Here is a 23,360-nt window from a genome sequence, read left to right as displayed (position 1 = left end):
GTGGCCGATCATGGTGCGGAGACCGAGTCGAGGCGGGAGCGGGCAATGGGTGGATCCGGGTTGACGGCGGCAGGGGTGCGTGCGGAGCTGGCGAAGGCGGCCGACCCCGCCGATGCGATTCATCTGCAGCGGTTCTTCAAGACCGGACCGGGGGAGTACGGCGAGGGGGACGTTTTCATCGGAGTGCGGGTCCCGCAGACCCGGAAGGTCGCGAAAGCGTTTGCGGGGATGGACCTTCCGGAGATCGACAAGCTGCTCGACAGCGAGGTGCACGAGCATCGGCTGGCCGGGCTGGTACTGCTCAACGACCGGATGGCCAAGGCGATGAGCAAGCGCGGCGCGGACCCCGGCCTGCAACAGCGGATCGTGGATCTGTATCTGGCGGCCGTGCGGCGCGGGCGCGTGAACAACTGGGATCTGGTGGACGCCTCGGTCGAATTCGTGCTCGGCCCGTGGTACCTGGATTGCCCGCGTGAGCTGTTGTTCGAGCTGGCCGCGCAGGAGTCGCTGTGGGAGCGGCGGGTGGCCTTGCTGACCACCTTCGCATTCATCAAGGCCGGTGATCCGCGGACCACGCTGGAGCTGTGCGAGCGGCTGCTGGTGGATCGGCGGGATTTGATCCAGAAGGCGGTGGGCTGGATGCTGCGCGAGATCGGCAAGCGGGTCGATGCGGCCGTCCTCACCGGATTCCTGGATGCGCACCCCGCCGAGATGGGCCGCACCGCGCTGAGCTATGCCACCGAGCATCTGACCCCGGAGCAGCGCGCCCACTATCGCGCGCAACGGTGAGGCAATCGTGATGTGACGCACTGCTCAGCGATTGCCGGTAACGGTGCTGAGAGCGAAGAATCGCCCGGTCATGGCCAGATGATCTTGTCTGAAGATTTGCCCTTCGAGCATCAGTACCGATTGTTCATCTCTAGTTCAGTTTACGTTAACTTAGCGCAACCATTCTGTGATCAGTCGTCGACAGGCCGGAATGGTGATCCCCTGGGTTGTGTACCCGAATCCCGTTCTCCCCCAATGCGGATCGCAACCCATACAGCGTAACGGCGTGCGCCGGAATGGCCTTCGCCGTGGATAGCGCTGTGCCCCCATCGCTATGCCTTTGAAAAAACTGTTCCCCCTTGCCGTTACCGGAACCGCCGCCGTCGCCCTGGTCATCTGTGCCTCCGGCCAGGCCGCCGCGGCCGAGACCATCGCCGGGGTGCCGCCGGAGTTCCAGTAGCCCGCCCAGCAGATCCAGCAGCAGGCCGGTGACCTGGTCAAGACGCTGCCCGAGCCGCAGCAGGATCAGGCCCGGGATTTCGTGCAGACGCTGCCCGCGCCGTTCTCCGAACTGCTGCCGCCGGTTTTCGCCAATGATCTCGACGGCTGGATCAAGCAGTCGCTCTACATCATGGGCAAGCGCGGAATTCCCGGTTCCTACGAGGGCATTCACCGCAACATCATGCGGGAGTCCGGTGGCAATCCCCAGGCCATCAATCTGTACGACTCGAATGCCGCGGCGGGTATCCCCTCCAAGGGCTTGCTGCAGACCATCGACCCGACCTTCCACGCCTATCACGTGGAAGGCACTTCCTGGGACGTCTACGACCCGGTCGCCAATATCACCGCCGCCTGCAACTACGCCGCGCAGCGGTACGGCTCCATCGACAACGTGTACGGGGCGTACTGAAACCCGGGCCGAAAACCCGACTCAGAATTGAATCTTGAGGTGGTCGGTCACCGGCCGCGCCTGGCACCCGAGGATGTAGCCGTTGGCAATGTCCTCGGGATCCAGGATTTCGGCGTTCTCCATTTCGACCGTGCCCTCGACCACGGTGCAGGCGCACGAGCCGCATTCGCCTTCGAGGCAGGAGTAGGGCACGTCGATGCCCTTGGCCAGCATGATGTCGACCAGCGTCTGCTTGCGCGGCCAGTTCAATTCATGGGTTTCCTCGTCGAGTTCGACTTCGACGGTCGCGGCGTCGGCGGCTTCCTCTGCGCTGATTTCCGCGGGCGCCACATCGGCGAACGGATCGCCGGACAGTGAATTGAAGACCTCGGCGTGCGTGCGATTACGCGGCACGCCCAGCTGTGCGAGGGCGTCGTGCACGCGATCCATGAACGGCTTGGGCCCGCACATGAATGCCTCGTACGCGGTATACGGCGCGGTGAGATTGGCGAGCGCGTCGGCGGTGGGCAGCCCCTGCAGATGCTCGAGCCAGTGGATGACGACCAGTCGCTGCGGATGCTTGTCGGCCAGTTCGCGCAGATCGCGCGCGAAGATCACATTGTCGTGATCACGATTGGCGTACACCAGCACGATGCGTCCGTTGCCGCGGGCGAGCGCCGACTTCAGGATGGACATCACCGGGGTGACGCCGCTGCCCGCCGCGAACAGCAGCAGGTCCTCGTCCAGATTCTTGGGCGTGAACACCCCGGACGGCGGCAGCACCTCGATCTCGTGGCCCTCGGTCACGTTGTCGCAGACCCAGTTCGAGGCGTAGCCGTCGGCGGTGCGCTTGACCGTCACCTTGGGCTTGTCGTCGGTGTGCGGCGAGCTGGCCAGCGAGTAGCACCGCGCCACGGATCCGGTGAGCTCACTCGGAATGCGCAGCGTCAGGAACTGTCCGGGCTGATAGGTGAAGCGCTCGCGCAGGTCCTCGGGGACGTCGAATACCAGCGAGCAGGAGTCGGCCGTCTCGTTGATGACCGCGGAGACCCGCAGCACGGCCGATCGCGAGCTGTGCGGTACGTCGACGGTGGTCATAGTGTCCTCTCGAACCGAAACTAGAACGTGTTCTAGTTTCACTATACGTGCCCGTCGCGCTGCCGGACAAGCTGGGCCTCCAGACCGGCGACCAGCACGTCCATCGAGAAGTCGTAGGAGTATTTCCCGCGCAGGTCGGCCATGTGCTTGGTGGCCCGCTCCACCGCCTCGGGCAAGGCCCGATCGTGCAATGCGGTGCGATCGCGCGGGTTCACCTTGGAGCGGCCGAACAGGTAGGTGTGGATGGTCGCATACGCGGCGAGCACATTGCGTTCGCTGAATCCGGCGTCGAACAGGATTTCCATCACGGCCGCGATGAGATCGAGCTGTTTGCCCAGCATCTGCTCGATCAGCACATCGCCGAGACCCGGATGCTTGCGCAATTTCTCGTCGATCTGATCGATGAGGTCGCGCAGCCGCATTTGCCACGGACCCGAATCATCCGGGGGCTTCCGCACCCCGGTGAGCGCGGCCGTCGCGACGAGATCGAGTAGCTCGCGTTTGTCCGCGACGTAGTAATACGGGGCCATCGGGGAAACGCCGAGTTCGCGGGACAGTCGGCGCATGGACAGTTTCTCCACGCCGTCCTGGCGGACCACCCGCAGGGCGGCCTCGACGATTTCGGCTTCCGAGAGGGTGTTGCCGCCCCCGCTTGTCTGCATACGCCCGACTCCCATACCACCTCGGCCACTCGTTGATAGTCGCAGCTCGATAGGCATCGCCTTGTCCGGGCGCGTATCCCGAATTGCGTCTCATGCCTGTTCAACTGCTGATTTTCCTCCCGCAGTCTAGAGCGCCGGGTGCCATGCGGGTCCCGGTCGGGTGGACCGTCCCGGCTTGTCCCGTTATCCGTGCAGCGGGCGGCGTGGCAATCATGATTGCTGGATGTGTGCTGCCTTAGCATTCCAGGAATGCGCCATGATCGACTTCCCGATGGTTTCGGGGTGCGAATCGATCCGAGGGTGCGCACTTATTCCGGTGGACGGTTCCTGGTCGGCGGATCGCCGACTCGGTTGCTGCGACTCGCGCCGGAAGCTGCGGCCATGATCGGTGACGGATACCTCGAAGTGACCGGCCCTACGTCGGTTCGGGTTGCCAGACGACTGCTCGATTCCGGTGTCGCGAATCCGCGGCCGCGGCTGTTGCCCGCGGTCGAGGACGTCACCGTGATCGTGCCGGTGCACAATGACGGCGCCGGTCTGGCGCGGCTGCTCGCCGCGCTGCGCGGGCATACCGTGATCGTGGTCGACGACGGCTCCGACCGTCCGGTGCGGGTCCCGGCCTCGCGCGGCAGCCGCTGCCGGGTGACGGTGCTGCGCCGCGATCGCAGACACGGCCCGGCCGCCGCCCGCAACTTCGGATTACGTGCCGCCGCAACCGAGTTCGTGGCCTTCCTGGACCCGGACGTGGTGCCGCGCACCGGCTGGCTGGAGGTCATGCTCGGGCATTTCAGCGATCCCAAGGTGGCGCTGGTGGCCCCGCGCATCCTGGCCGCGGATCCGGATTCCACCCTGCTGGCCCGCTACGAGCACACCCGCGGCTCGCTGCATCGCGGCCGCCGTGAATCGGCCGTGCAGGCGCACGGTCCGGTGCCCTACGTGCCGAGCGCCGCGCTGCTGGTGCGCCGCGCGGCGCTGCTGACCGAGGGCGGTTTCGACGAATCCATGGCGGCCGGTGGGGATATCGACCTGTGCTGGCGGTTGGATCGCGCGGGCTGGCGGCTGCGCTACGAGCCCGCCGCCCGGGTCGCGCACAGCAATCCGGTGACCATGCGAAAGTGGTTCGCGCACAAGATGAATCACGGCACCGGGGTGGCGCCGCTGGGGCAGCGGCATTCCGGGATGGCCGCGCCGCTGTCGATTCCGATCTGGACGGCGGTCACCGCGCTGCTGCTCGGCACGCTCACCTGGTGGGGCGTGTTCGGCGGGGCGCTGACCTTGATCGCCACCCTGTTCCGACTACGCCGGGTCTTCGCCGAACTCGACAATCCGACCCGGGTGGCGGCGATCTACATGGCGCGCGGGTTTTCCGGCGGCGTCTGGAGATTGGCCTCGGCGCTGTGCCGCGACTATTGGCCGGTGACCCTGCTGGGCATGCTGTGCTCGCGCCGGATCCGGCGTATCGCGCTGACCGTGGCGGTGGCGGATGGCTTGGCGGACTGGTTCATTCATCGCGAGGCGGGCAGTCTGGATCCGGCCCGCTACGTGGCCTGCAAACGCCTGGACGACGTCGCCTACGGCGCGGGCCTGTGGCGGGGCGCGGCGCGGGCGCGCAGCGCCGACGCACTGCGTCCGACCCTGCCGCCGCACTGAGACATCTATCCGCGAATCCGGGTTTCCCCCAGTCTGTCTCGTATACCCCGTCGCCAACTGAATAAGCGATGTTTAACAAAGTGCTGCCCAGCTCACATTTCGATGAGTGTCCGTCGCCATGTGACCTGCGGGACAAACGATCGGCTTCGCCCTATCGATCGCACCCTCGCCGGTACTCTTTGGGGCGGAAAGAAAGGCAAATGGTCAGCAACATCGCAGGTGGGAGCCCTCCGCAGCACGGCGCCGAGTCCGGCGCCCAGCTCGGCGCGCTGGAGGCCTATGCCGCACAAGCCCACGGATACCTCAGTGTGGGCGGCGAACAACTGGGTCAGCTGCCCGGTTTGCTGCGTCCCATGGTCCTGGAATCGTGGTTGCGCAGCCTGCGCGGCGGCGTCGATCCCATGGACGACGGCGACGGTCGCGGTCTGCGCGGCGCGGATCTGGAGCGCTATCGCGACGCGCATCCCATTGCCTCGGCCATGCCGCTGGTCGACAGGTTGTTGCTGCAGGATGCCTCCAGCACCGGGCTCATCGTGGTGGTCGCCGATCAATTCGGCCGGGTGCTCTCGGTGCACGGCACCGCGGATCGGGTGCAGGCCGTGACGGCGGCGGGCCTGCGCGAGGGAAACGACCTGAGCGAACGCCGGATAGGCACCAATGCCGTGGGCCTGGTGGTGCGCACCGGCCGCGCGGCCTGGATCCACGGCCCGGAGCATTTTCTGCACCGCATGCACCAGATCACGGGAGCCGCTGCGCCCGTTCATGATCCGGACGGGCGACTGGTGGGCGTGCTCATGATCGCGGGCGGGGTGCGGGTGGCGCGCCCGGAGATCCTGGCCCTGGTCAAGGCGGCGGCCACGGCGGCCGAGATGGATCTGCTGCTGGCGGCGGTGCGGTCCGGGCAGGACCGCCGCGCGGGTGCGGACGCGCCCGTGCCGGACCGTCTGGGCCTGGAGGTGCTCGGGCTGGGCCAGCCGCAATTGACGGTGGCGAGGGAGCGGGTTCCCTTGTCGCAGCGGCACGCCGAGATCATGCTGCTGCTGGCCGAACATCCCGAGGGACTGTCCGCCGATCACCTGGCGCTGCTCCTCGACGATGCCGATCTCGACAATGCCACCATTCGCGCCGCCATGTCCCGGCTGCGGTCGGTGGTGGGGTCGAACGTCTTCGGTTCGCGCCCCTATCGGCTGCGCGTTCCGATCGCCACGGATGTCGAGGAGCTGCGCGCGGCGCTCGATTCCGGGGACGTCCATACCGCCGTCCGGCTCTATGCGGGCCCGGCGCTCCCGCGCTCAACTGCGCCGGGAGTTATAGGCATTCGCGATGAATTGCGCGTCCGGCTGCGCACCGCCGTGTTGCGCTCAGGTGACGCGACGGTCCTCAGTCGCTGGACGGCGGGCGCCGAAGGCCGTGACGATGCGGCCGCCTGGGCCGTGTATCGCGCTGCCGTGGACCGGGATTCGCCGCTGTATGCGCAGATCGAAGCCAAGATCCGCGTGCTGGATCGGCGCATGGGTGTCGATGCAACGCAGATGCAACGTTTCGACTCATAGTCTTCGCTTCTGAAAGTGCGGTCGGTCACACCGCTGGTTCCCCATGTGGTCGCACCCACAGTCGTCGCACCCCGTCGCGGCCAACTAGACGCTCGTCCAACTTTTTTTCGGGAAAAAGTTCCGTTTTATTCACCGACCGCCTAGTCTTCGCGATACATGGACGGCATCCATGTGATGCAAGTGACAGCGCGGCCCGGCAGCGGCGATCGTCGGGGAAGTTGGAGGCGAACCACAGCAGGACATCCACGATGCGGATGGCCCGGAGGCACCCGCATCCCGGTTGGTTTACACCGAACAAACTGGCCGGTTCCAAGCACTAGTCGGATCACACGCGCGAGCGCCGCAGTCGCCGCTCGCTCATTCGTCGAATAACCCAGGGCAGTGCGGTATTCCGCGACCTGGCGCCGCTACCCGCGGCGCCCCAGGTCTATTTCGCCATGCCCTGAACCATTCGCGCACATAGCAATTCGCGAGTTCCAGGGAGGCTCTGGTGCAGGAACCGTTCCCGCTCATGCCCGGTCAGTTCGGGCTCTGGTACGCCCAGCTGCTCGATCCCGGCGTGCCGATCAATGTGGCGCAGTACGTGGACGTGCGCGGCGAACTCGATGCCGAGGTGCTGGCGCGGGCGCACGTGCAAGCCGGGCGCGAGTTCGAGTCGGTGCTCATGCAGCCCGCCGAGATCGATGGGGAACCACGCCAGTTCCTGAATCCGGAACTGCCCGTCGAGGTTCCGCTCATCGATCTGCGGGAGCACGCCGATCCGATCGCCGCCGCGCACACCTGGATGCGGGCCGACTACACCGCGCCGGTGGATCTGCTCACCGATCGGCTCTTCGCGGGTGCGGTGCTGTGGGTGGGGGAGCGGCGGTACTTCTGGTACCTGCGGGCCCACCACCTGGTGCTGGACGGCTACGGCGCGCTCACCAACACCATGCGGGTGGCCGAGATCTACACCGCGCGCATGACCGGGAACGAGCCGCCCCCGGTGCGGGACGGGACCATCCGGGCGCTGGCGGAGGCCGAGCAAAAGTACCGGGAGAGCACGCGTTTCGCCGCCGATCGCGAGTACTGGGCCGAACGGGTGCGCGGCCTGGAGCCGACCACGCTCGAGCGGCGCGTAGCGGGACCCGCACCGGCCAATCTGCGTTTCGGGCGGCAACTGCCCGAGCGGATCCTCGATCGATTGAACGAGTATGCCGCCGAACGGGATTCGCGGGTCGCGGTGGTGGTGCTGGCCGCCTTCGCCACCTATCTGGCGCGGCTCACCGATCGCGGCGAGGTGGTGCTGAGCCTGCCGGTGACCGGGCGCACCACCGAGGTGATGCGGCGCTCGGCGGGCATGCTGTCGAATATCGTTCCGCTGCGAATCGCGGTGGGCGCGGCGGCGACCTGGGCGGAATTGCTGAGCTCCACCCAGCGTGAGCTCACCGGTGCGCTGCGGCATCAGCGGTATCGGCCCGAGGATATTCGCCGGTATGCCGATCGTGAGGGGCAGCAGACGCGGCGCGCGCTGTTCGGGCCGCTGGCCAACATCATGCTGTTCGACCTGAGTCTGCCGCTGGCACGGGCGCGCGGGCGGTATCACGTCCTGACCAGCGGGCCCGTCGAGGATATGAGCCTGCAGCTGTATTACGGCGACGGCGATCGGGTGATGCTGGACCTCGAGGCCAATCCGAATCTGTACGGCCACGACGAGATCGCGCGGCATCATTCGCGATTCCTGCGGTTCCTGGAAAGGCTGCTCGCCGTAGATCCGGCGACGCCCGTGGCCGCGGTGGCGGTGACCACCGAGCTGGAACGCGAGGTGAGCCTGCGGATCTGGAACGACACCGCACGGCCGGTGGAGGCCGGGACGCTGGTGTCGATATTCGCGGCACAGGCCGCGCGCACCCCGGCGGCGGTGGCGCTGCGGTACCCGGAGGGCGGGTGCGAGCTCGGCTACGGCGAGCTGTCGAGCCGGGTCAATCGCCTGGCCCGCCACTTGATTTCGCTCGGCGTCGGGCCGGATGACCTGGTCGCGGTGCGAATGCGCCGATCGCCCGAGCTGGTGATCGCCGTGTACGCGATCCAGGCCGCGGGCGCGGCGTATGTGCCCATTGATCCGGATCATCCGGCCGAGCGGACCCGGCACATTCTCGAGACGGCGCGGCCGGTCTGTGTGCTGACCACGGCCCGCGATGATGTCGGGGGCGAATCCGAAAGTGCCGGACCGACGGTCGTGCGCATCGACGAGCTGGATGTGTCGGCGTTGGCCGATGGCCCGGTCACCGATGCGGAGCGCCGCGGTCCGCTGTGTCCGGGGCATACCGCGTACGTGATCTTCACGTCCGGTTCCACCGGGCGCCCGAAGGGTGTGGCAGTTTCGCATGCGGCGATCATCAACCGACTGGTCTGGATACAGTCCGAGTACCGGCTCACGGCGGCCGATGCCGTTTTGCAGAAGACCCCGGTTACCTTCGATGTCTCGGTGTGGGAGTTCTTCTGGCCGTTGCAGGTCGGCGCCACGCTGGTGCTCGCCAAACCGGACGGGCATCGTGACCCGGCCTATCTGGCCGAGCTCATTGCCCGCGCAGGAGTGACGGTCGCTCACTTCGTACCGTCCATGCTGTCGATCTTCGTCGAGGAACTCGCCGCCGCGAAAGCCATGGAAACTATGGCTTTGCGAATGGTCTTCGCATCGGGTGAGGTGCTGCCCGCCGCCACGGCGCAGCGGTTGCGGGCGCTCACCCGCGCCCGGCTGCACAATCTGTACGGTCCTACGGAGGCGGCGGTCGACGTTACCTTCCACGAGGTCGCCGACTCGGATGTCACCGGTGTGCCGATCGGCGCGCCGGTGTCCAATACCCGGCTGTACGTGCTCGATTCACGTCTGCGGCCGGTTCCCATAGGGACCCCGGGTGAGCTGTATCTGTCGGGGGTTCAGCTCGCCCGGGGCTATGTGGCGCGGCCGGGGCTCACGGCGGAGCGGTTCGTGGCCGATCCGTTCGCCGGGGCCGACGGACACGGCGGCCCGGGTGAACTCATGTACCGCACCGGCGATCTGGTGTGCTGGAGCGCCACCGGCGAACTGCTGTACCTGGACCGCACCGACTTCCAGGTGAAACTGCGCGGTCTGCGAATCGAACTCGGTGAGATCGAAACGGTCCTGGGCGCGGTCGAGGGCGTGCGGCGGGCCGTAGTGGTCATGCGGGAAGACCAACTGGTCTCCTACGTGGTGCCGACGGTGTCCGGGGCCACGACCACCTCGGCCGCTGCCATCGCCGCCGCCGGTACCGACACCGCCGCTGGTACCGACACCGCCGGTGCCGCCGCCGAGACTATTTCTGCTGCCGCCGCGCCGGGGTTCGCGCCCTCCTCGATGGATGTCGCCCGGCTGCGGGCTGCCGCCGCCGCGGCACTGCCCGCGTACATGGTGCCTGCCGCGTTCGTGCTGTTGGAGGCTGTGCCGCTCAATGCCTCCGGCAAACTGGACCGGGCGGCGCTGCCCGCGCCACAGCGGGTGCTCGTTGCATATCGCGAACCCGAGTCGGTGGTCGAGCGGACCGTCGCGCGGATCTTCGGCGAGGTGCTCGGGCGCGACCGGATCGGTCTCGACGACGATTTCTTCACCCTCGGCGGCAACAGCCTCATCGCCACGCGGGCGGCCGCGCGGCTCGGCGCGGAACTGGGGTGCCGCCTCGGCGTGCGCGAGCTTTTCGCCGCGACCACCGTGGGCGAACTGGCCGAGTTGATCGACGCTCGATTCCTGAGCGATGACACCGAATCCGGTCCGCACCTCCAGGTCCGGCCCCGGCCCGAGGTGCTGCCGCTCTCCCCGGCTCAACAGCGCATCTGGTTCCTGAACCGCTTCGAACGCTCCAGCGCCGACTACAACATGCCGTTCGTCCTGCGCCTGCGCGGCGCGCTCGACACCGACGCGCTGCGCTCCGCCCTGGCGGACGTGCTGCACCGCCACGAGGTCCTGCGCACCGTATTCCCGCAGTCCCAGGACGGCACCGCACACCAGCGAATCCTGCACCCGGACATGATTTCTCCGCTCGGTGCGGTGGAGTCGCTGGTGGCCGCGGCCGCACTGCTGGGCGGCACGGAGTCGACCGCATCCGTCGCGGAAGCGGCGCAGCCGATGCGGGACGAGTCGCCTACCGCCGATGCGGATCACGGTGAGCGGCTCGCCGCCGAGGGAACGCGGGGGCCGGGGCGCGCCTCTGTAGTGGAGGCTGCACTGGCCGGTGAATTGCGCGAATTCGCCACGGCTGGTTTCGATCTGGAGTGCGATACTCCGTTCCGGGCGCGGCTGTTCCAGGTAGCGGCGGACGAGTACGCGCTGGCGGTGGTGTTGCATCACATTGCCGCGGATGGGCTATCGCTGGGGGTGCTGGCGCGGGATTTGGGGCGGGCGTACGGGGCGCGGCGGGAGGGGCGTGGGCCGGAGTGGGCGGCGCTGTCGGTGCAGTATGCGGATTATGCGCTGTGGCAGCGGGAACGGCTGGGGGTGGCCGAGGATCCGGAGTCGCTGGTGGCGCGGCAGCTGGAGTTCTGGACCGATGCTCTGTTCGGGGCGCCGGAGCAGCTGGATCTGCCCGCGGATCGGCCGCGGCCCGCGGTGGCCAGTGGGCGGGGCGGGGCGCACACCCTCGAGTTGCCGCCGGAGGTGCATGCGCGGATCGCGGATACCGCACGTGCGCACGGGGTTTCGACCTTCATGCTGGTGCATGCGGTGTTGGCGGTGTTGCTGGCGCGGCTGTCGGGGGCCGAGGACGTGGTGATCGGCACGCCGGTGGGCGGGCGGGGCGAGCGCGAACTGGACGAGCTGATCGGCATGTTCGTCAATACGCTGCCATTACGCACCCGGGTGGACGCGCGGACGCCGTTCGACCGGTTGCTGGCGCAGGTGCGGGAGATCGATCTGGCGGCCTTCGCGCATGCCGACGCGCCGTTCGAGCAACTCGTCGAGGCCGTGAATCCGGCGCGGTCACAGGCTCGTCATCCGGTGTTCCAGGTCATGCTGTCGTTTACCGGAGCCGGGGATATCGGTGTCGAACTGCCCGGATTGCTTGCCACGGCAGGTACGCTGGACACCGGGGTGACCAAGTTCGACCTCTCGGTCGCGGTCACCGAAAGCTTCGCCGGTGCCGGTCCCGGGGAAGCTTTCGGCACCGGCGGGGATCCAGGCGGAGTTCAGCTTCGCACTGGATTTGTTCTCCCGCGCCACCATCCGCGAATACGCGCGGTGGTTCGCGCATTTGCTCGACGCCGTCTGCGCCGCCCCGCAAACCCCGGTTGCCGACCTGCCGCTCCTGGATGCCGGGCAGCGCCGACGGGTGCTGGAATCCGGCGCTGTCGCGGCGCTCACCCCGGGTGCGCCCACCATTGTCGCCGCCTTCGAGGCGCAGGTGCGGCGGGCTCCCGGGGCGGTGGCCCTGATCGACGGTCCGTGGATGCTCACCTACGGGGAGATGTCCGCGCACGTCAACTGGCTTGCCCGGCTGCTGGTTTCGCTCGGTGTCGGCCCGGACACCCTGGTGGTGCTGGGTATGCGCAGGTCGGCGGAGTTCGTGCTGGCCGCCTATGCGACGCTCACCGCGGGCGGGGCCTATGTCCCGGTCGATCCGGATCAGCCCGCGGCCCGGCTCGCACACGTTATTGAAACCGCCCAGCCGGTATGCATTTTGACCACCTCGGCCGACGGCTGGGCCGCCGCGGCGACCGCCCACGCCGATGGTGCGCCGATTCGCGTGGTGGCCGTGGATACGGCCGAGCTGTCCGGCTTCGCGGCCGATCCGGTCGCCGACGACGAACGCGGCGGCGCGCTGCACCCGGCCGCGCTGGCCTATGTCATCTTCACCTCCGGATCCACCGGCCGTCCCAAAGGCGTTGCGATTCAGCATTGCTCGGTGGCGAACCAGATCGACTGGATCTCCGCCGAGTACGGCATCGGGCCCGGCGACGTGGTGCTGTTCAAGACGCCCGCCACCTTCGACGTCTCGGTATGGGAACTATTCGCGCCGCTGTGCCGTGGCGGTCGCATGGTGGTGGCCGAGCACGACGGGCACCGCGATACCGCGTACCTGGCCGAGACCATCGCGCTCTACGGCGTGACCATGACCTCGTTCGTCCCGTCCATGCTGACGGTGTTCGCCGGGGCCGCCCGCGCGGAGGAGCTCGCCTCGCTGCGGACGGTGCTCGTCGCCGGTGAGGCCATGACGAGTGAGGCCGCCGCCGCCTTCGCCGCGGTGAGCCGGGCCGAACTGCACAATCTGTACGGCCCCACCGAATTCACGGTGCACGCCACGCATGCTACGGTTGATTCGTCCGGTTCTGGTCCGGCGCCGATCGGCCGCCCGGTCGCGGGCAGCCGGGTCTTCGTTCTCGACCAACGGCTGCAGCCGGTGCCCGATACCGTGATCGGCGAGTTGTATCTGTCCGGTGTGTAGCTGGCCCGCGGGTATCACGGCCGGGCCGATCTGTCCGCCGAGCGCTTTGTGGCAAATCCATACGGACCGTTCGGTTCTCGCCTGTATCGCACCGGCGACCTGGTCCGCCGCACCCGCCGCGGTGAGCTGGAATACCTGGGCCGCAGCGACTTCCAGGTCAAACTGCGCGGTCAGCGCATCGAACTCGGCGAGATCGAGGCGGCGCTGGCCGCCGCGCCCGAGGTCCGCGCCGCGGCCGTGACCGTCCACAAACACCGTACCGGTGAACTGCTGGTCGCCTACGTGGTCACCGATCTGCCGGAGGCCGACCTCACCGACATTCTCGGCGAGCGGCTGCGTGCCGTCCTCCCGTCCTACATGGTCCCCACCGCCTATGTGCACCTGGACCGGATGCCCCTCACCCCGTCCGGCAAGCTGGATCGCAAGGCCCTGCCCGAACCGGAACTGCGCGCCCGCGCCTTCCGCGCCCCCGTCACTCCCGCCGAGCGCGCGGTCGCCACGGTCTTCGCCGAGGTGCTCGCCGCCGAACAGGTCGGCCTGGACGACGACTTCTTCGCCCTCGGCGGCAACTGGCTGCTGGCGACCCAGATTTCGGCCCGCCTCGCGGCCGTCCTGGATGCCGATGTCCCGGTCCGGGCGCTCTTCGAGCACCCGACCGTCGCGGGCCTGTCCGCCCACCTGCGCCGCGGCGCCGCCGAACCCCGCAAACCCCTGGTCGCCCTGGAGCGCGGCAAGACCCCGGACCGCATCCCGCTCTCCTACGCGCAGCGGCGCATGTGGTTCCTCAACCACTTCGACTCGAACTCGGTCGCTGACAACCTGGTCGCCGCCATCCGCCTCACAGGCCCCCTCGACCACCCGGCCCTGAACGCCGCGATCACCGACGTGATCACCCGCCACGAAACCCTGCGCACCGTCTACCCGGCCGTGGATGGCATCGGCCACCAAACCGTCCTGCCGCCCACCGACCTCACCCACGACCTCACCCCCGAAACCATCCACCCGGACGCGGTCGCCGCCCGCATCCGCGACGTCGCGGCCCAGCCCTTCACCGTGACCGATCAGGTACCCCTGCGTCTGACCCTGCTCCGCGTCGTGCCTGCGGATCGTGCCGCATCGGTGGCGGCCGAGCACGTGCTGGTCTTCGCGGTGCATCACATCGCGGCCGACGGCTGGTCCATCGCACCGCTGACTCGCGACCTCATGACCGCGTATGCGGCGCGATGCGCGGGTGGCGCGCCGGAGTGGGAGCCACTGCCGGTGCAGTACGCCGACTACACGCTGTGGCAGCGGGAGGTACTCGGTGACGTCGAGGATTCGGAATCGCTGCTGGCGCGGCAGATTCGGTTCTGGCGGGAGGGGCTGGCCGGGATGGCGCCGGAGTTGGCGCTGCCCGCCGAGCGGCCGCGGCCGGGCACGGTGTCCGGGCGGGGTGCACGATTCGAGTTCACGCTGGACGGGGAGCTGCGGCGGCGACTGCGCGTGATCGCGGAGGACTGCCAAGCCTCGCTGTTCATGGTGATGCATGCCGCCTTCGCCGCGCTGTTGTCGAAAGTCTCGGGGCAGAGCGATATTGCGATCGGCACCCCGGTGGCGGGCCGCGGCGAGCAGGCGCTCGACGGGCTCGTCGGCATGTTCGTCAATACGCTGGCATTGCGCACGGAAGTGGTTGCGGCGCAGTCCTTCCGCGAGCTGGTCGCGAGCGTCCGCAATACCGATCTGCGAGCCTTCGCGCACGCGGATGTGCCGTTCGAGCGGCTGGTGGAGGCGCTGAATCCGGTGCGGTCACCCGGGCTGCATCCGTTGTTCCAGGTGGTGCTGGACTTCCAGAACACCGCGCAGCCCGCGCTCGAGCTGGCAGGTCTGGAGGTCGCGCGGCTGGACATCGACACCCGGACCGCGAAGTTCGACCTGCAGCTGACGGTGTGGGATGAACCGGGCCGGACGGGCGACGTCGATGCCGTGTTCACCGATGCCACAGATCTTTTCGACGAACGGACAATAGCGGCGCTGGCTCGGCGGCTGGACCTGATCCTGGATGCGGTCACCACCGACCCGGAGCAGCCGATCGGCGATATCGAGCTGCTGGTCGCCGATGAACGCGAGCAGGTGCTCAGCAGCTGGAACGACACCGCATTCGACCTCGTACACGTCCTGCCCGAAGGTGCGCCCGCGACGCTGGGTTCGCTCTTCGAGGCACAGGCATCGACCAGCCCGAACACCCCCGCGATCACCTTCGAGGGGACAACTCTGTCCTACGCCGAGTTCTCCGCGCGCGTGAACAAGCTGGCCCGCTACCTCATTGCGCAGGGTGTGGGACCGGATTCGCTTGTCGCCCTGGGTATGCGCCGGTCGCTCGATCTGGTGATCGGCATGTACGCCGTCATCACGGCCGGTGGCGCGTACGTGCCGCTGGATCCGGATCATCCGGAGGAGCGCAACCGGTATGTGCTGGACATCGCGAAGCCGCAGTGCGTGCTGACCTCGGCGCGATACGGTTTCGGCCGAGAGCGCGATGGAATGACAGGGGCCGGGGCGGGCGCGGTGTTGCGGATCGACGCCCTCGACCTGTCGGCTTACTCGGAAGCTCCGGTCACCGATGCGGAACGCGTGGCCCCCCCCTGCGGGAGTCGCACACCGCGTACGTGATCTTCACGTCCGGTTCGACGGGTCGCCCGAAGGGTGTGGCGGTCGAGCACGGCGCGATCGTGAACCGTCTGCTGTGGATGCAGGCCGAGTACCCGATCGGTTCGGATGACGCTGTCTTGCAGAAGACTCCGGCCACCTTCGATGTGTCGGTGTGGGAGTTCTTCTGGCCGTTGCAGACCGGTGCGCGCCTGGTGGTCGCTAAGCCGGACGGCCACCGCGACCCGGCGTATCTGGCGCGGATCATTGCCGAAGAGGGCATCACGACCGCGCACTTCGTGCCGTCGATGCTGTCGGTCTTCGTAGCCGCCCTCGGCGGTGAGCCCGCCGTCGCGTCCTCGTCCGCTGTTCTGGCGCGGGTTCGGCCGGAATACCGCAGTGGATCCTGGCCGAAGGCGGGCCGGGATGACGAGAGTCGGCCCGCAAGTCACGGTGCAGAGGCGCTGCGGCAGGTGTTCGCCTCGGGTGAGGTGCTGCCTGCGGCGACTGCGCAGCGGATGCGGGCGCTCACCGGGGCGCGGGTGCACAACCTGTATGGGCCGACCGAGGCCGCGGTGGATGTCACCTTCCACGAGGTGGGCGATGGTGACGGTGTTTCGGTGCCGATCGGGCGTCCGGTGTGGAACACGCGGGTTTATGTGCTGGATTCGCGGCTGCGCCCGGTGGGACCGGGGATCGCGGGTGAGTTGTATCTGGCGGGCGGGCAGTTGGCTCGCGGGTATGTGGGCCGGGCCGATCTGTCGGCGGACCGCTTCGTGGCCAACCCGTTCGAGCTGGGCGAGCGCATGTATCGGACGGGCGATCTGGTGGTCCGGAATCACGATGGTGATCTGGAGTGCCTGGGGCGCAACGACTTTCAGGTGAAGTTGCGTGGATTGCGGATCGAGCTCGGCGAGATCGAGGCCGCGCTGCTGGCGCAACCGGGTGTCGCGCAGGCGGTCGTGATGGTGCGCGGCGCTTCCGGGCGGGGTGAATACGGTGGTGCGGCAGCGGAAGCCGAGGCGCGGCTGGTGGGGTACGTGGTGCCGGTGCCCGGCGCGGACATCGCTCCGGAGTCGGTGCGCTCCGCGCTGGCGCGGGCGCTGCCGGGCTATATGGTTCCGGCTGCCGTCGTGGTGTTGGATGCTTTGCCGCTTAATGCGTCCGGCAAGTTGGATCGGGCGGCATTGCCCGCGCCGGTGTTCGAGACCACCGCCTATCGCAGGCCGGGGACGGTCGCCGAGGAGATTGTGGCCGGGGTATTCGGTGATCTGCTCGGTCGCGGCGGCTCCGGCGCGTCGCGCTCGGTGGGCGCGGATGACGACTTCTTCGGGCTCGGCGGCAGTTCCCTGCTGGCGGCGCGCGCGGTGGCCCGGGTGGGTGCGGCGCTGGATGCCGAATTGTCGGTGCGGGATCTGTTCGAGGCTCCGACCGTGGCGCTGCTGGCCGCGCGGGCCGAGAGTCGGTCGGGGCGGGGCAATCGGATTCCGTTGCGGGCGGTGGAGCCGCGGCCGGAGCGGTTGCCGTTGTCGTATGCCCAGCGGCGGATGTGGTTCCTCAATCGGTATTGGGCTACCGCGTCCGGGGTGGGTCCGGGTGCGGCCGCCGACAATATTCCACTGGCCCTGCGGATTTCCGGTGTGGTGGATGCGGCGGTGCTCAATGCCGCGCTGCGGGATGTGGTGGAGCGGCACGAGAGCTTGCGCACCGTCTATCCGGACGGCCCGGACGGGCCGGAGCAGCGGGTGCGGGCCGCGGCCGCGACGGCCTTGATTCATGCCGCCGTTTCGGCGGGCGAGGTGGCCGGGCGGGTGGCGGCGCTGGCTGGTGTCGGATTCGACCGGACTCGTGAAACACCCTTGCGCGCCGCACTTTTCAGTAGTTCCGAGACCGACCACGTGCTGGTGCTGGTCGTGCATCACATCAGTGCGGACGGGTTCTCGCTCGGACCGCTGGCGGCCGATTTCCTGACGGCGTACTCGGCTCGGCGGGACGGCAAGCCGCCCGCCTGGTATCCGCTGCCGGTGCGGTACGCGGATTACACGCTGTGGCAGGCGGAATCGCTCGGGTCCGAGGACGATCCGGGGGCCGCGCTGCACGGGCAGCTGGACTTCTGGCGGACACGGCTGGCGGGGCTGCCCGAGCAATTGGAGCTGCCGGTGGATCGCCCGCGCCCGGCGGTGTCGTCGCTGCGCGGCGGCAGTCACCGGCTGGGCATCGACTCGGATCTGCACGGTGAACTGGCGGAGCTGGCGCGCAAGCACGACACCACGCTGTTCAGCACGGTGCACGCGGCGCTGGCGGTCCTGCTGGCCCGGTTGTCGGGCAGTGCGGATATCGCCATCGGCACCCCGGTCGCGGGGCGCGGCGAGCAGGCGCTGGACGGCCTGGTCGGCATGTTCGTCAATACGCTGGTGTTGCGCACCGAGATCGATCCGCGCGCCGGATTCGCCACCGTGCTGGATACGGTGCGCGAGGGCGATATCGCGGCCCTGTCGCATGCCGATCTGCCGTTCGAGCGGTTGGTGGAGGCTCTGGCCCCGGCGCGGGCGCAGAACCGGCATCCGCTGTTCCAGGTGGCGCTCACCTTCCACAACTACGAACTGCCCGCCGTGGCGCTGCCCGGGCTGCGGATGCGGCCGGAACCGGTGGACGCGGGGGTGGCCAAGTTCGATCTCCAGTTCACGGTCGTGGAAACCCGTGCCGCCGACGGTCGCGCGGGCAGTATGGATATCGAGATCGTCTACGCCACGGATCTTTTCGAGGCCCAGGGGATTTCGGTGCTGGCCCGGCGGTTCGAGCAGGTGCTGGCAGCGGTGGCCGCGGACCGGACCGTGGTGGTCGGCGATATTCAGCTGCTGAGCGGTGAGGAGCAGCGGCGGGCGCTGTACGAGTGGTCGGCCACGGGTGCGGATGCGGCCGAGAACACCACCCTCGCAGAGCGTTTCGCACTCGTGGCGGCCGCGCATCCGCAGGCGGTCGCGGTGCGGATCGCGGAGACCGTGCTGACCTACGCCGAGGTCGACGAGCGCGCCAACCGGCTCGCGCGGCGGTTGATCGCAGCAGGTGTCGGACCGGAATCGCTGGTGGCCGTGGCGCTTCCGCGCACCGCCGATATGGTTGTCGCGGTACTGGCGGTGGTCAAGGCCGGTGGCGGCTATCTGCCGATCGATCCCGCCTACCCGGCCGATCGCATCGAATACGTGCTGGACGATGCCCGCCCGGTGTGCGCCGTCACCAGCGGTGCGGCCGACCTGCCCGCGGGCTGGTTCGGCGGCCCGGTCATCGATCTCGATGTCGTGGACCTCGCGGGTGTCGACTCCGCTCCGGTGACCGACCGCGACCGCCGGGCCCCGCTGGATCCGGCCAATACCGCATACGTCATCTACACCTCCGGCTCCACCGGCCGCCCCAAGGGCGTGGTCATCCCGCACCGCAATGTGATCCGGCTGCTCGACAACACCCGCCGCCACTACGAATTCGGCCCCGCCGACGTGTGGACGCTGTTCCACTCCCATGCCTTCGATTTCTCGGTCTGGGAGCTGTGGGGCGCGCTGCTGCACGGCGGCAGCATGATCGTGGTCGACTACTTCACTTCCCGGTCGCCGCAGCAGTTCCGCGCACTGCTCGCCGAGCAGCGCGTGACGGTGCTGAACCAGACGCCCTCGGCGTTCTACCAGCTCATGGCCGCGGATGCCGAGGCGAGCGACGAACTCGCGCTGCGCTGCGTGATCTTCGGCGGTGAGGCCCTGGAACCGCAGCGGCTCACCGGCTGGTTCGCACGGCATCCGGAGCGGCCCGCGCTGGTCAATATGTACGGCATCACCGAGACCACGGTGCACGTCTCGCACCGGCCTATCGGCCCGGAGACGGGTGCGGCCAGCGTGATCGGCGGTGCGCTGGCGGGACTGCGGGTGCGTGTACGGGATGCGCGGCTGCGGCCGGTGCCGGTGGGCGTGCCGGGCGAAATATATGTCTCCGGTGGGCAATTGGCGCGCGGCTATCTCGGCCGCCCGGCGCTGACCGCGGCCCGCTTCGTGGCCGATCCGTACGGCCCGCCCGGAACCCCGGCCTACCGCTCCGGCGATCTGGCCCGCTGGACGGCCGAGGGCGATCTGGAGTATCTGGGCCGCGCCGATCAGCAGGTGAACCTGCGCGGCTTCCGCATCGAGCTCGGCGAGATCGAGGCGGCATTGCTCGCACGGCCGGAGGTGCTCGAGGCGGCGGTGGTCGTGCGCCACGACGAGACCGTGGGCGAGGCCCGCATTGTCGGGTACGTGGTACCGCTCGCCGAGAGCGCGCGGCCGTCGCGGGTACTCGACGCCGCCGCGCTGCGGCAGGCGGTCGCACGCGAGCTGCCCGAGCACATGGTGCCCACCGCCATTGTGGCGGTCGATCGAATCCCATTGACCGTCAATGGAAAGCTGGATCGAACGGCCCTACCGGCCCCGGTGTTCGAGACCACCGCCTATCGCAAGCCCGCCACCTTTGCCGAGGAGATCGTCGCGGGTGTGTACGCCGATGTGCTCGGTCTCGAGCTGGTCGGCGCGGACGACGACTTCTTCGCGCTCGGCGGCGGTTCGCTGCTCGCCGCCAAGGCGGTCGCCCGGATCGGCGCCGCGCTCGGTGTGACGGTCGGGGTGCGCGCCCTGTTCGAAGCGCCGGTCGTGGCGGCGCTGGCGGCGCGCGCCGGAACCGATGGGACGGGCCCGCGTCCCGTGCTGGCGGCGGGCGCTCGCCCGGATGGGCTCCCGCTGTCCCCGGCGCAGCAGCGCATGTGGTTCATCAACCGCTTCGATCGCGCCTCCACCGCGTACAACATCCCGCTGGCGCTGCGGCTGTCCGGTGAGCTGGATGCGCTCGCCCTCGACGCCGCGCTCGCGGATGTGATCGAACGCCACGAGACGCTGCGCACCGTCTATCCCGAGACGGCCGACGGACCCGTGCAGGTGATTCTTCCTGCGGCACAGGCCGTCTCGTCACTGCGCGCGATCTATGTCGCGGAAACCGCGCTGGCCCAGCGGATCCACGAGATCGCCACCACCTCCTTCGATGTGACCACCGATATCCCCGTCCGGGTGCGGCTGTTCCGCATCGTGGACAGTGATGGCGCGGCCGACGGCGACCATGTGCTCGCCGGTGTGCTGCACCACATCTCGGCCGACGGATCCTCGCTCGTTCCGTTCGTCCGGGACCTCGTACTGGCCTACGAAGCGCGCCTGACCGGTGCGGAGCCCTCCTGGGCCCCGCTCGCCATCCAGTACGCCGACTACGCTCTCTGGCAGCGCACCCTGCTCGGCTCCGAGGACGACGCCGGTTCGACCGCCACCCGGCAACTGTCCTGCTGGCGGACCGTCCTCGCCGGACTGCCGGACCAACTGAATCTGCCGACCGACCATCCCCGCCCCGCCCGGCAGAGCCTGCGCGGTGGCCACGTCGACCTCCACGTCGATGCCGAACTGCACTCCCGCCTGAGCGATTTGGGCCGTCGTCACGGCGCGACCCTGTTCATGGTGGTCCACGCCGCCTTCGCCGCCCTGCTCGCCAGGCTGTCCGGAACCACCGATATCGCCGTGGGCACCCCGATCGCCGGACGCGGCGACGCCGCACTCGACGACGTGATCGGCATGTTCGTCAACACCCTGGTCCTGCGCGCCCAGGTCGACGCCGCCGAACCTTTTACCGGCCTGCTGGCCCGGGTGCGCGCGGCCGACGTAGCGGCGCTCTCGCACGCGGACGTCCCCTTCGAGCGCCTGGTGGAGGTCCTCAACCCGGAGCGCTCCACCGCCCGCCACCCCTTGTTCCAGGTGGGTCTGTCCTTCCAGAACCACGACCGCGCGCGACTCCGCCTGCCCGGCCTCACCATCACCGAAATCGAATACGACAACGGCACAGCCCAATTCGAACTGCACCTATTCGCCGTCGACCACTACGGAGCAGGCGGCAACCCCGCCGGTCTCGACCTGACCCTCGGCTACGCCACGGACCTGTTCGCCGAGCCCACGGCCCAGCGCATCGTCACCGCTTTCGGTCTGCTACTGGAAACCATTGCGGCACGACCGGACACGGTCGTGGGCGATATCGACCTCCTTGGTGCGGAGCAACGGCGGCAAGTGGCCGAGTGGAACACGACGGCGCACCCCCTGCCTCCCGCCACCCTCGCCGATCTGGTCGACGCCCAGGTCGCGGCCACCCCCGACGCCGTCGCCCTGCTCGACGCCACCGGCGAAATCGTCCTCACCTATGTCGAATTCGATGCCCGGGTCAACCGGCTCGCCCGTCGCCTCATCGCCGACGGCGTCGGCCCGGAGGCCACCGTGGTGCTGGCCATGCGGCGCGGGACCGATCTGGTGGTCGCCATGTACGCGGTGGTCAAGGCCGGTGCCGCCTATGTGCCGATCGACCCGGACCACCCCGCCGACCGCATTGCTGACATCATGGAGACCGCCGCTCCGGTCTGCGTGCTCACGAACGCCGCCGACGGCGCGCCGTTCGTGACGGACCGGCCCGTGCACGAGATCGACCGGCTCGATCCGACCGCCTTCGCACCGGCGCCGATCACGGACGCCGACCGGGTTCGCCCGCTGCGGGCCGACAACCCGGCTTACGTCATCTTCACCTCCGGCTCGACCGGCAAACCGAAGGGCGTGGCCATCACCCACGCCGCGGTGACGAACCAATTGCGCTGGCTGCGAGACACTTTCCAGCTCGACTGCAATGACCGTGCCCTGCTCAAAACCCCCGCCACCTTCGACCTTTCCGTCTGGGAGTTCTGGTCGCCCCTGGTCACCGGCGGCAGCCTCGTCGTCACCGAACCGGGCCACGAGCGCGACCCGGACCGCCTGCGGGCACTGATGGAACGGCACGCCGTCACGGTCCTACACCCGGTCCCCGCGCTGCTCGGCATGCTCCTCGCTCAGGGCCCGCTGCCCGCATCGGTCCGTGCGGTCCTCGCGATCGGCGAGGCCCTACCCGCGAGCACAGCCGCGGACTTCCTGGGCACGGTCGCTCGTCCGCGTTCGGGCGGCCAGGGTGCACGGCTTTTCAACCTGTACGGACCCACCGAGGCGGCGGTTTCGATTACCGCGTTCGAGGTGCGGGAGCGGCCGGGCCACACGGTGCCGATCGGCGCGCCCGCGTGGAACAGCCGGGTGCATGTGCTCGATGCCCGGCTGCGGCCGGTGCCGGTCGGGGTGCCCGGTGAACTGTATTTGGCGGGTGCGCAGTTGGCTCGCGGGTACTTCGGCCGGGCGGCGCTCACGGCGGAGCGTTTCGTGGCCGATCCGCACGGGTCGGGCCGCATGTACCGAACCGGCGATATCGTGCGCTGGAATGCCGACGGGGTCCTCGAGTACCTGGACCGCGCCGATTTCCAGGTGCAGATCGGTGGTTTCCGGATCGAGCTTGGCGAGGTGGAAACCGCGCTGCGCCGCCAGGCCGGGGTGAGTGCCGCGGTGGCGGTGGCTCACACCATGGGCGACACCGGGGCCCGCTTGGTGGCCTATGCCGCGGTGCCCGAAACCGATCCGGGCAGGTGTGGCGAGGTGGCGGCGGCATTGCGCGTCGCGCTCGGTGCGGAGTTGCCCAAGTACATGATTCCGGCCGAGATCGTCGTGCTGGACGCGCTGCCGCTCAATGCCAACGGAAAGATCGACCGCTCCCGGCTGCCCGAGCCGATCGG

The 23,360-nt window shown here is 68.7% G+C and carries 9 protein-coding genes and 2 pseudogenes (1 of these 11 only partly in view); 9 read left to right on the top strand and 2 right to left on the bottom strand.

From position 1 onward, the window contains the following. Positions 1 to 45 precede the first annotated feature (45 nt). The 3 genes and pseudogenes from NC4_RS25165 to NC4_RS41780 all read left to right on the top strand — a co-directional run. Positions 46 to 789 carry a DNA alkylation repair protein gene (locus tag NC4_RS25165; protein ID WP_067542897.1) on the top strand — a complete coding sequence of 248 codons (744 nt, stop codon included), beginning with the start codon at positions 46 to 48 and terminating at the stop codon, positions 787 to 789. Positions 790 to 1,102: 313 nt separating this feature from the next. After that, on the top strand, positions 1,103 to 1,228 hold the full coding sequence (locus tag NC4_RS44130) for a hypothetical protein (RefSeq protein WP_281186395.1): 126 nt from the start codon (positions 1,103 to 1,105) through the stop codon (positions 1,226 to 1,228). A gap of 114 nt (positions 1,229 to 1,342) precedes the next feature. Further along, a pseudogene (locus NC4_RS41780) lies at positions 1,343 to 1,678 on the top strand (transglycosylase SLT domain-containing protein); the annotation flags it as partial. Between the two features lie 21 nt (positions 1,679 to 1,699). Here the strand turns inward: NC4_RS41780 and NC4_RS25155 are convergent. Both NC4_RS25155 and mftR2 read right to left on the bottom strand, forming a co-directional pair. Continuing rightward, positions 1,700 to 2,755, bottom strand: coding sequence for a ferredoxin--NADP reductase (locus tag NC4_RS25155; RefSeq protein WP_067542893.1), 1,056 nt, complete (start codon positions 2,753 to 2,755; stop codon positions 1,700 to 1,702). A gap of 41 nt (positions 2,756 to 2,796) precedes the next feature. Beyond that, complete coding sequence (gene mftR2, locus NC4_RS25150) at positions 2,797 to 3,417, bottom strand: mycofactocin system transcriptional regulator MftR2 (protein ID WP_084529791.1); 621 nt, start codon at positions 3,415 to 3,417, stop codon at positions 2,797 to 2,799. 249 nt (positions 3,418 to 3,666) lie between these two features. Here mftR2 and mftF point away from each other — a divergent pair, with 249 nt between their 5' ends. The 6 genes and pseudogenes from mftF to NC4_RS44115 form a co-directional block, all read left to right on the top strand. Beyond that, positions 3,667 to 5,067 carry a mycofactocin biosynthesis glycosyltransferase MftF gene (gene mftF, locus NC4_RS25145; protein WP_067542890.1) on the top strand — a complete coding sequence of 467 codons (1,401 nt, stop codon included), beginning with the start codon at positions 3,667 to 3,669 and terminating at the stop codon, positions 5,065 to 5,067. A gap of 200 nt (positions 5,068 to 5,267) precedes the next feature. Then, on the top strand, positions 5,268 to 6,620 hold the full coding sequence (locus NC4_RS25140; RefSeq protein ID WP_067542887.1) for a GAF domain-containing protein: 1,353 nt from the start codon (positions 5,268 to 5,270) through the stop codon (positions 6,618 to 6,620). A 490-nt stretch (positions 6,621 to 7,110) separates the two neighbouring features. Then, positions 7,111 to 11,727 (top strand): annotated as a pseudogene (locus tag NC4_RS40560) (amino acid adenylation domain-containing protein); the annotation flags it as partial. Positions 11,728 to 12,058: 331 nt separating this feature from the next. Next, a complete protein-coding gene (locus NC4_RS44125) occupies positions 12,059 to 13,054 on the top strand; it encodes an AMP-binding protein (protein ID WP_369690788.1) in 996 nt (331 codons plus the stop codon). A 48-nt stretch (positions 13,055 to 13,102) separates the two neighbouring features. Continuing rightward, positions 13,103 to 15,703 (top strand): condensation domain-containing protein, encoded by a 2,601-nt coding sequence (locus NC4_RS44120; protein ID WP_067542879.1) that lies wholly within the window; start codon positions 13,103 to 13,105, stop codon positions 15,701 to 15,703. Beyond that, positions 15,700 to 23,360, top strand: the 5' portion of a protein-coding gene (locus NC4_RS44115) for a non-ribosomal peptide synthetase (protein WP_067542877.1). 2,020 nt of this gene lie beyond the right edge of the window; only the first 7,661 of its 9,681 coding nucleotides appear in the window; its start codon is at positions 15,700 to 15,702; its stop codon lies beyond the right edge, outside the window. Before NC4_RS44120 ends, NC4_RS44115 begins: the two co-directional genes overlap by 4 nt.

Origin of the sequence: Nocardia crassostreae (assembly GCF_001613405.1) — a bacterium.
GTDB classification, from domain to species: domain Bacteria; phylum Actinomycetota; class Actinomycetes; order Mycobacteriales; family Mycobacteriaceae; genus Nocardia; species Nocardia crassostreae.
The sequence above is the reverse complement of the archived record's forward strand: the minus strand, read 5'-3'. Positions and strand labels throughout refer to the sequence as shown.

What these genes read in the sequence shown, in the direction of transcription:
- mftR2 (WP_084529791.1), bottom strand. Translation starts at nt 3,417, where the DNA reads ATGCAGACAAGCGGGGGCGGCAACACCCTCTCGGAAGCCGAAATCGTC.
- NC4_RS25140 (WP_067542887.1), top strand. Translation starts at nt 5,268, where the DNA reads ATGGTCAGCAACATCGCAGGTGGGAGCCCTCCGCAGCACGGCGCCGAG.
- NC4_RS25165 (WP_067542897.1), top strand. Translation starts at nt 46, where the DNA reads ATGGGTGGATCCGGGTTGACGGCGGCAGGGGTGCGTGCGGAGCTGGCG.
- NC4_RS44130 (WP_281186395.1), top strand. Translation starts at nt 1,103, where the DNA reads ATGCCTTTGAAAAAACTGTTCCCCCTTGCCGTTACCGGAACCGCCGCC.
- NC4_RS44125 (WP_369690788.1), top strand. Translation starts at nt 12,059, where the DNA reads ATGCTCACCTACGGGGAGATGTCCGCGCACGTCAACTGGCTTGCCCGG.
- NC4_RS25155 (WP_067542893.1), bottom strand. Translation starts at nt 2,755, where the DNA reads ATGACCACCGTCGACGTACCGCACAGCTCGCGATCGGCCGTGCTGCGG.
- mftF (WP_067542890.1), top strand. Translation starts at nt 3,667, where the DNA reads ATGCGCCATGATCGACTTCCCGATGGTTTCGGGGTGCGAATCGATCCG.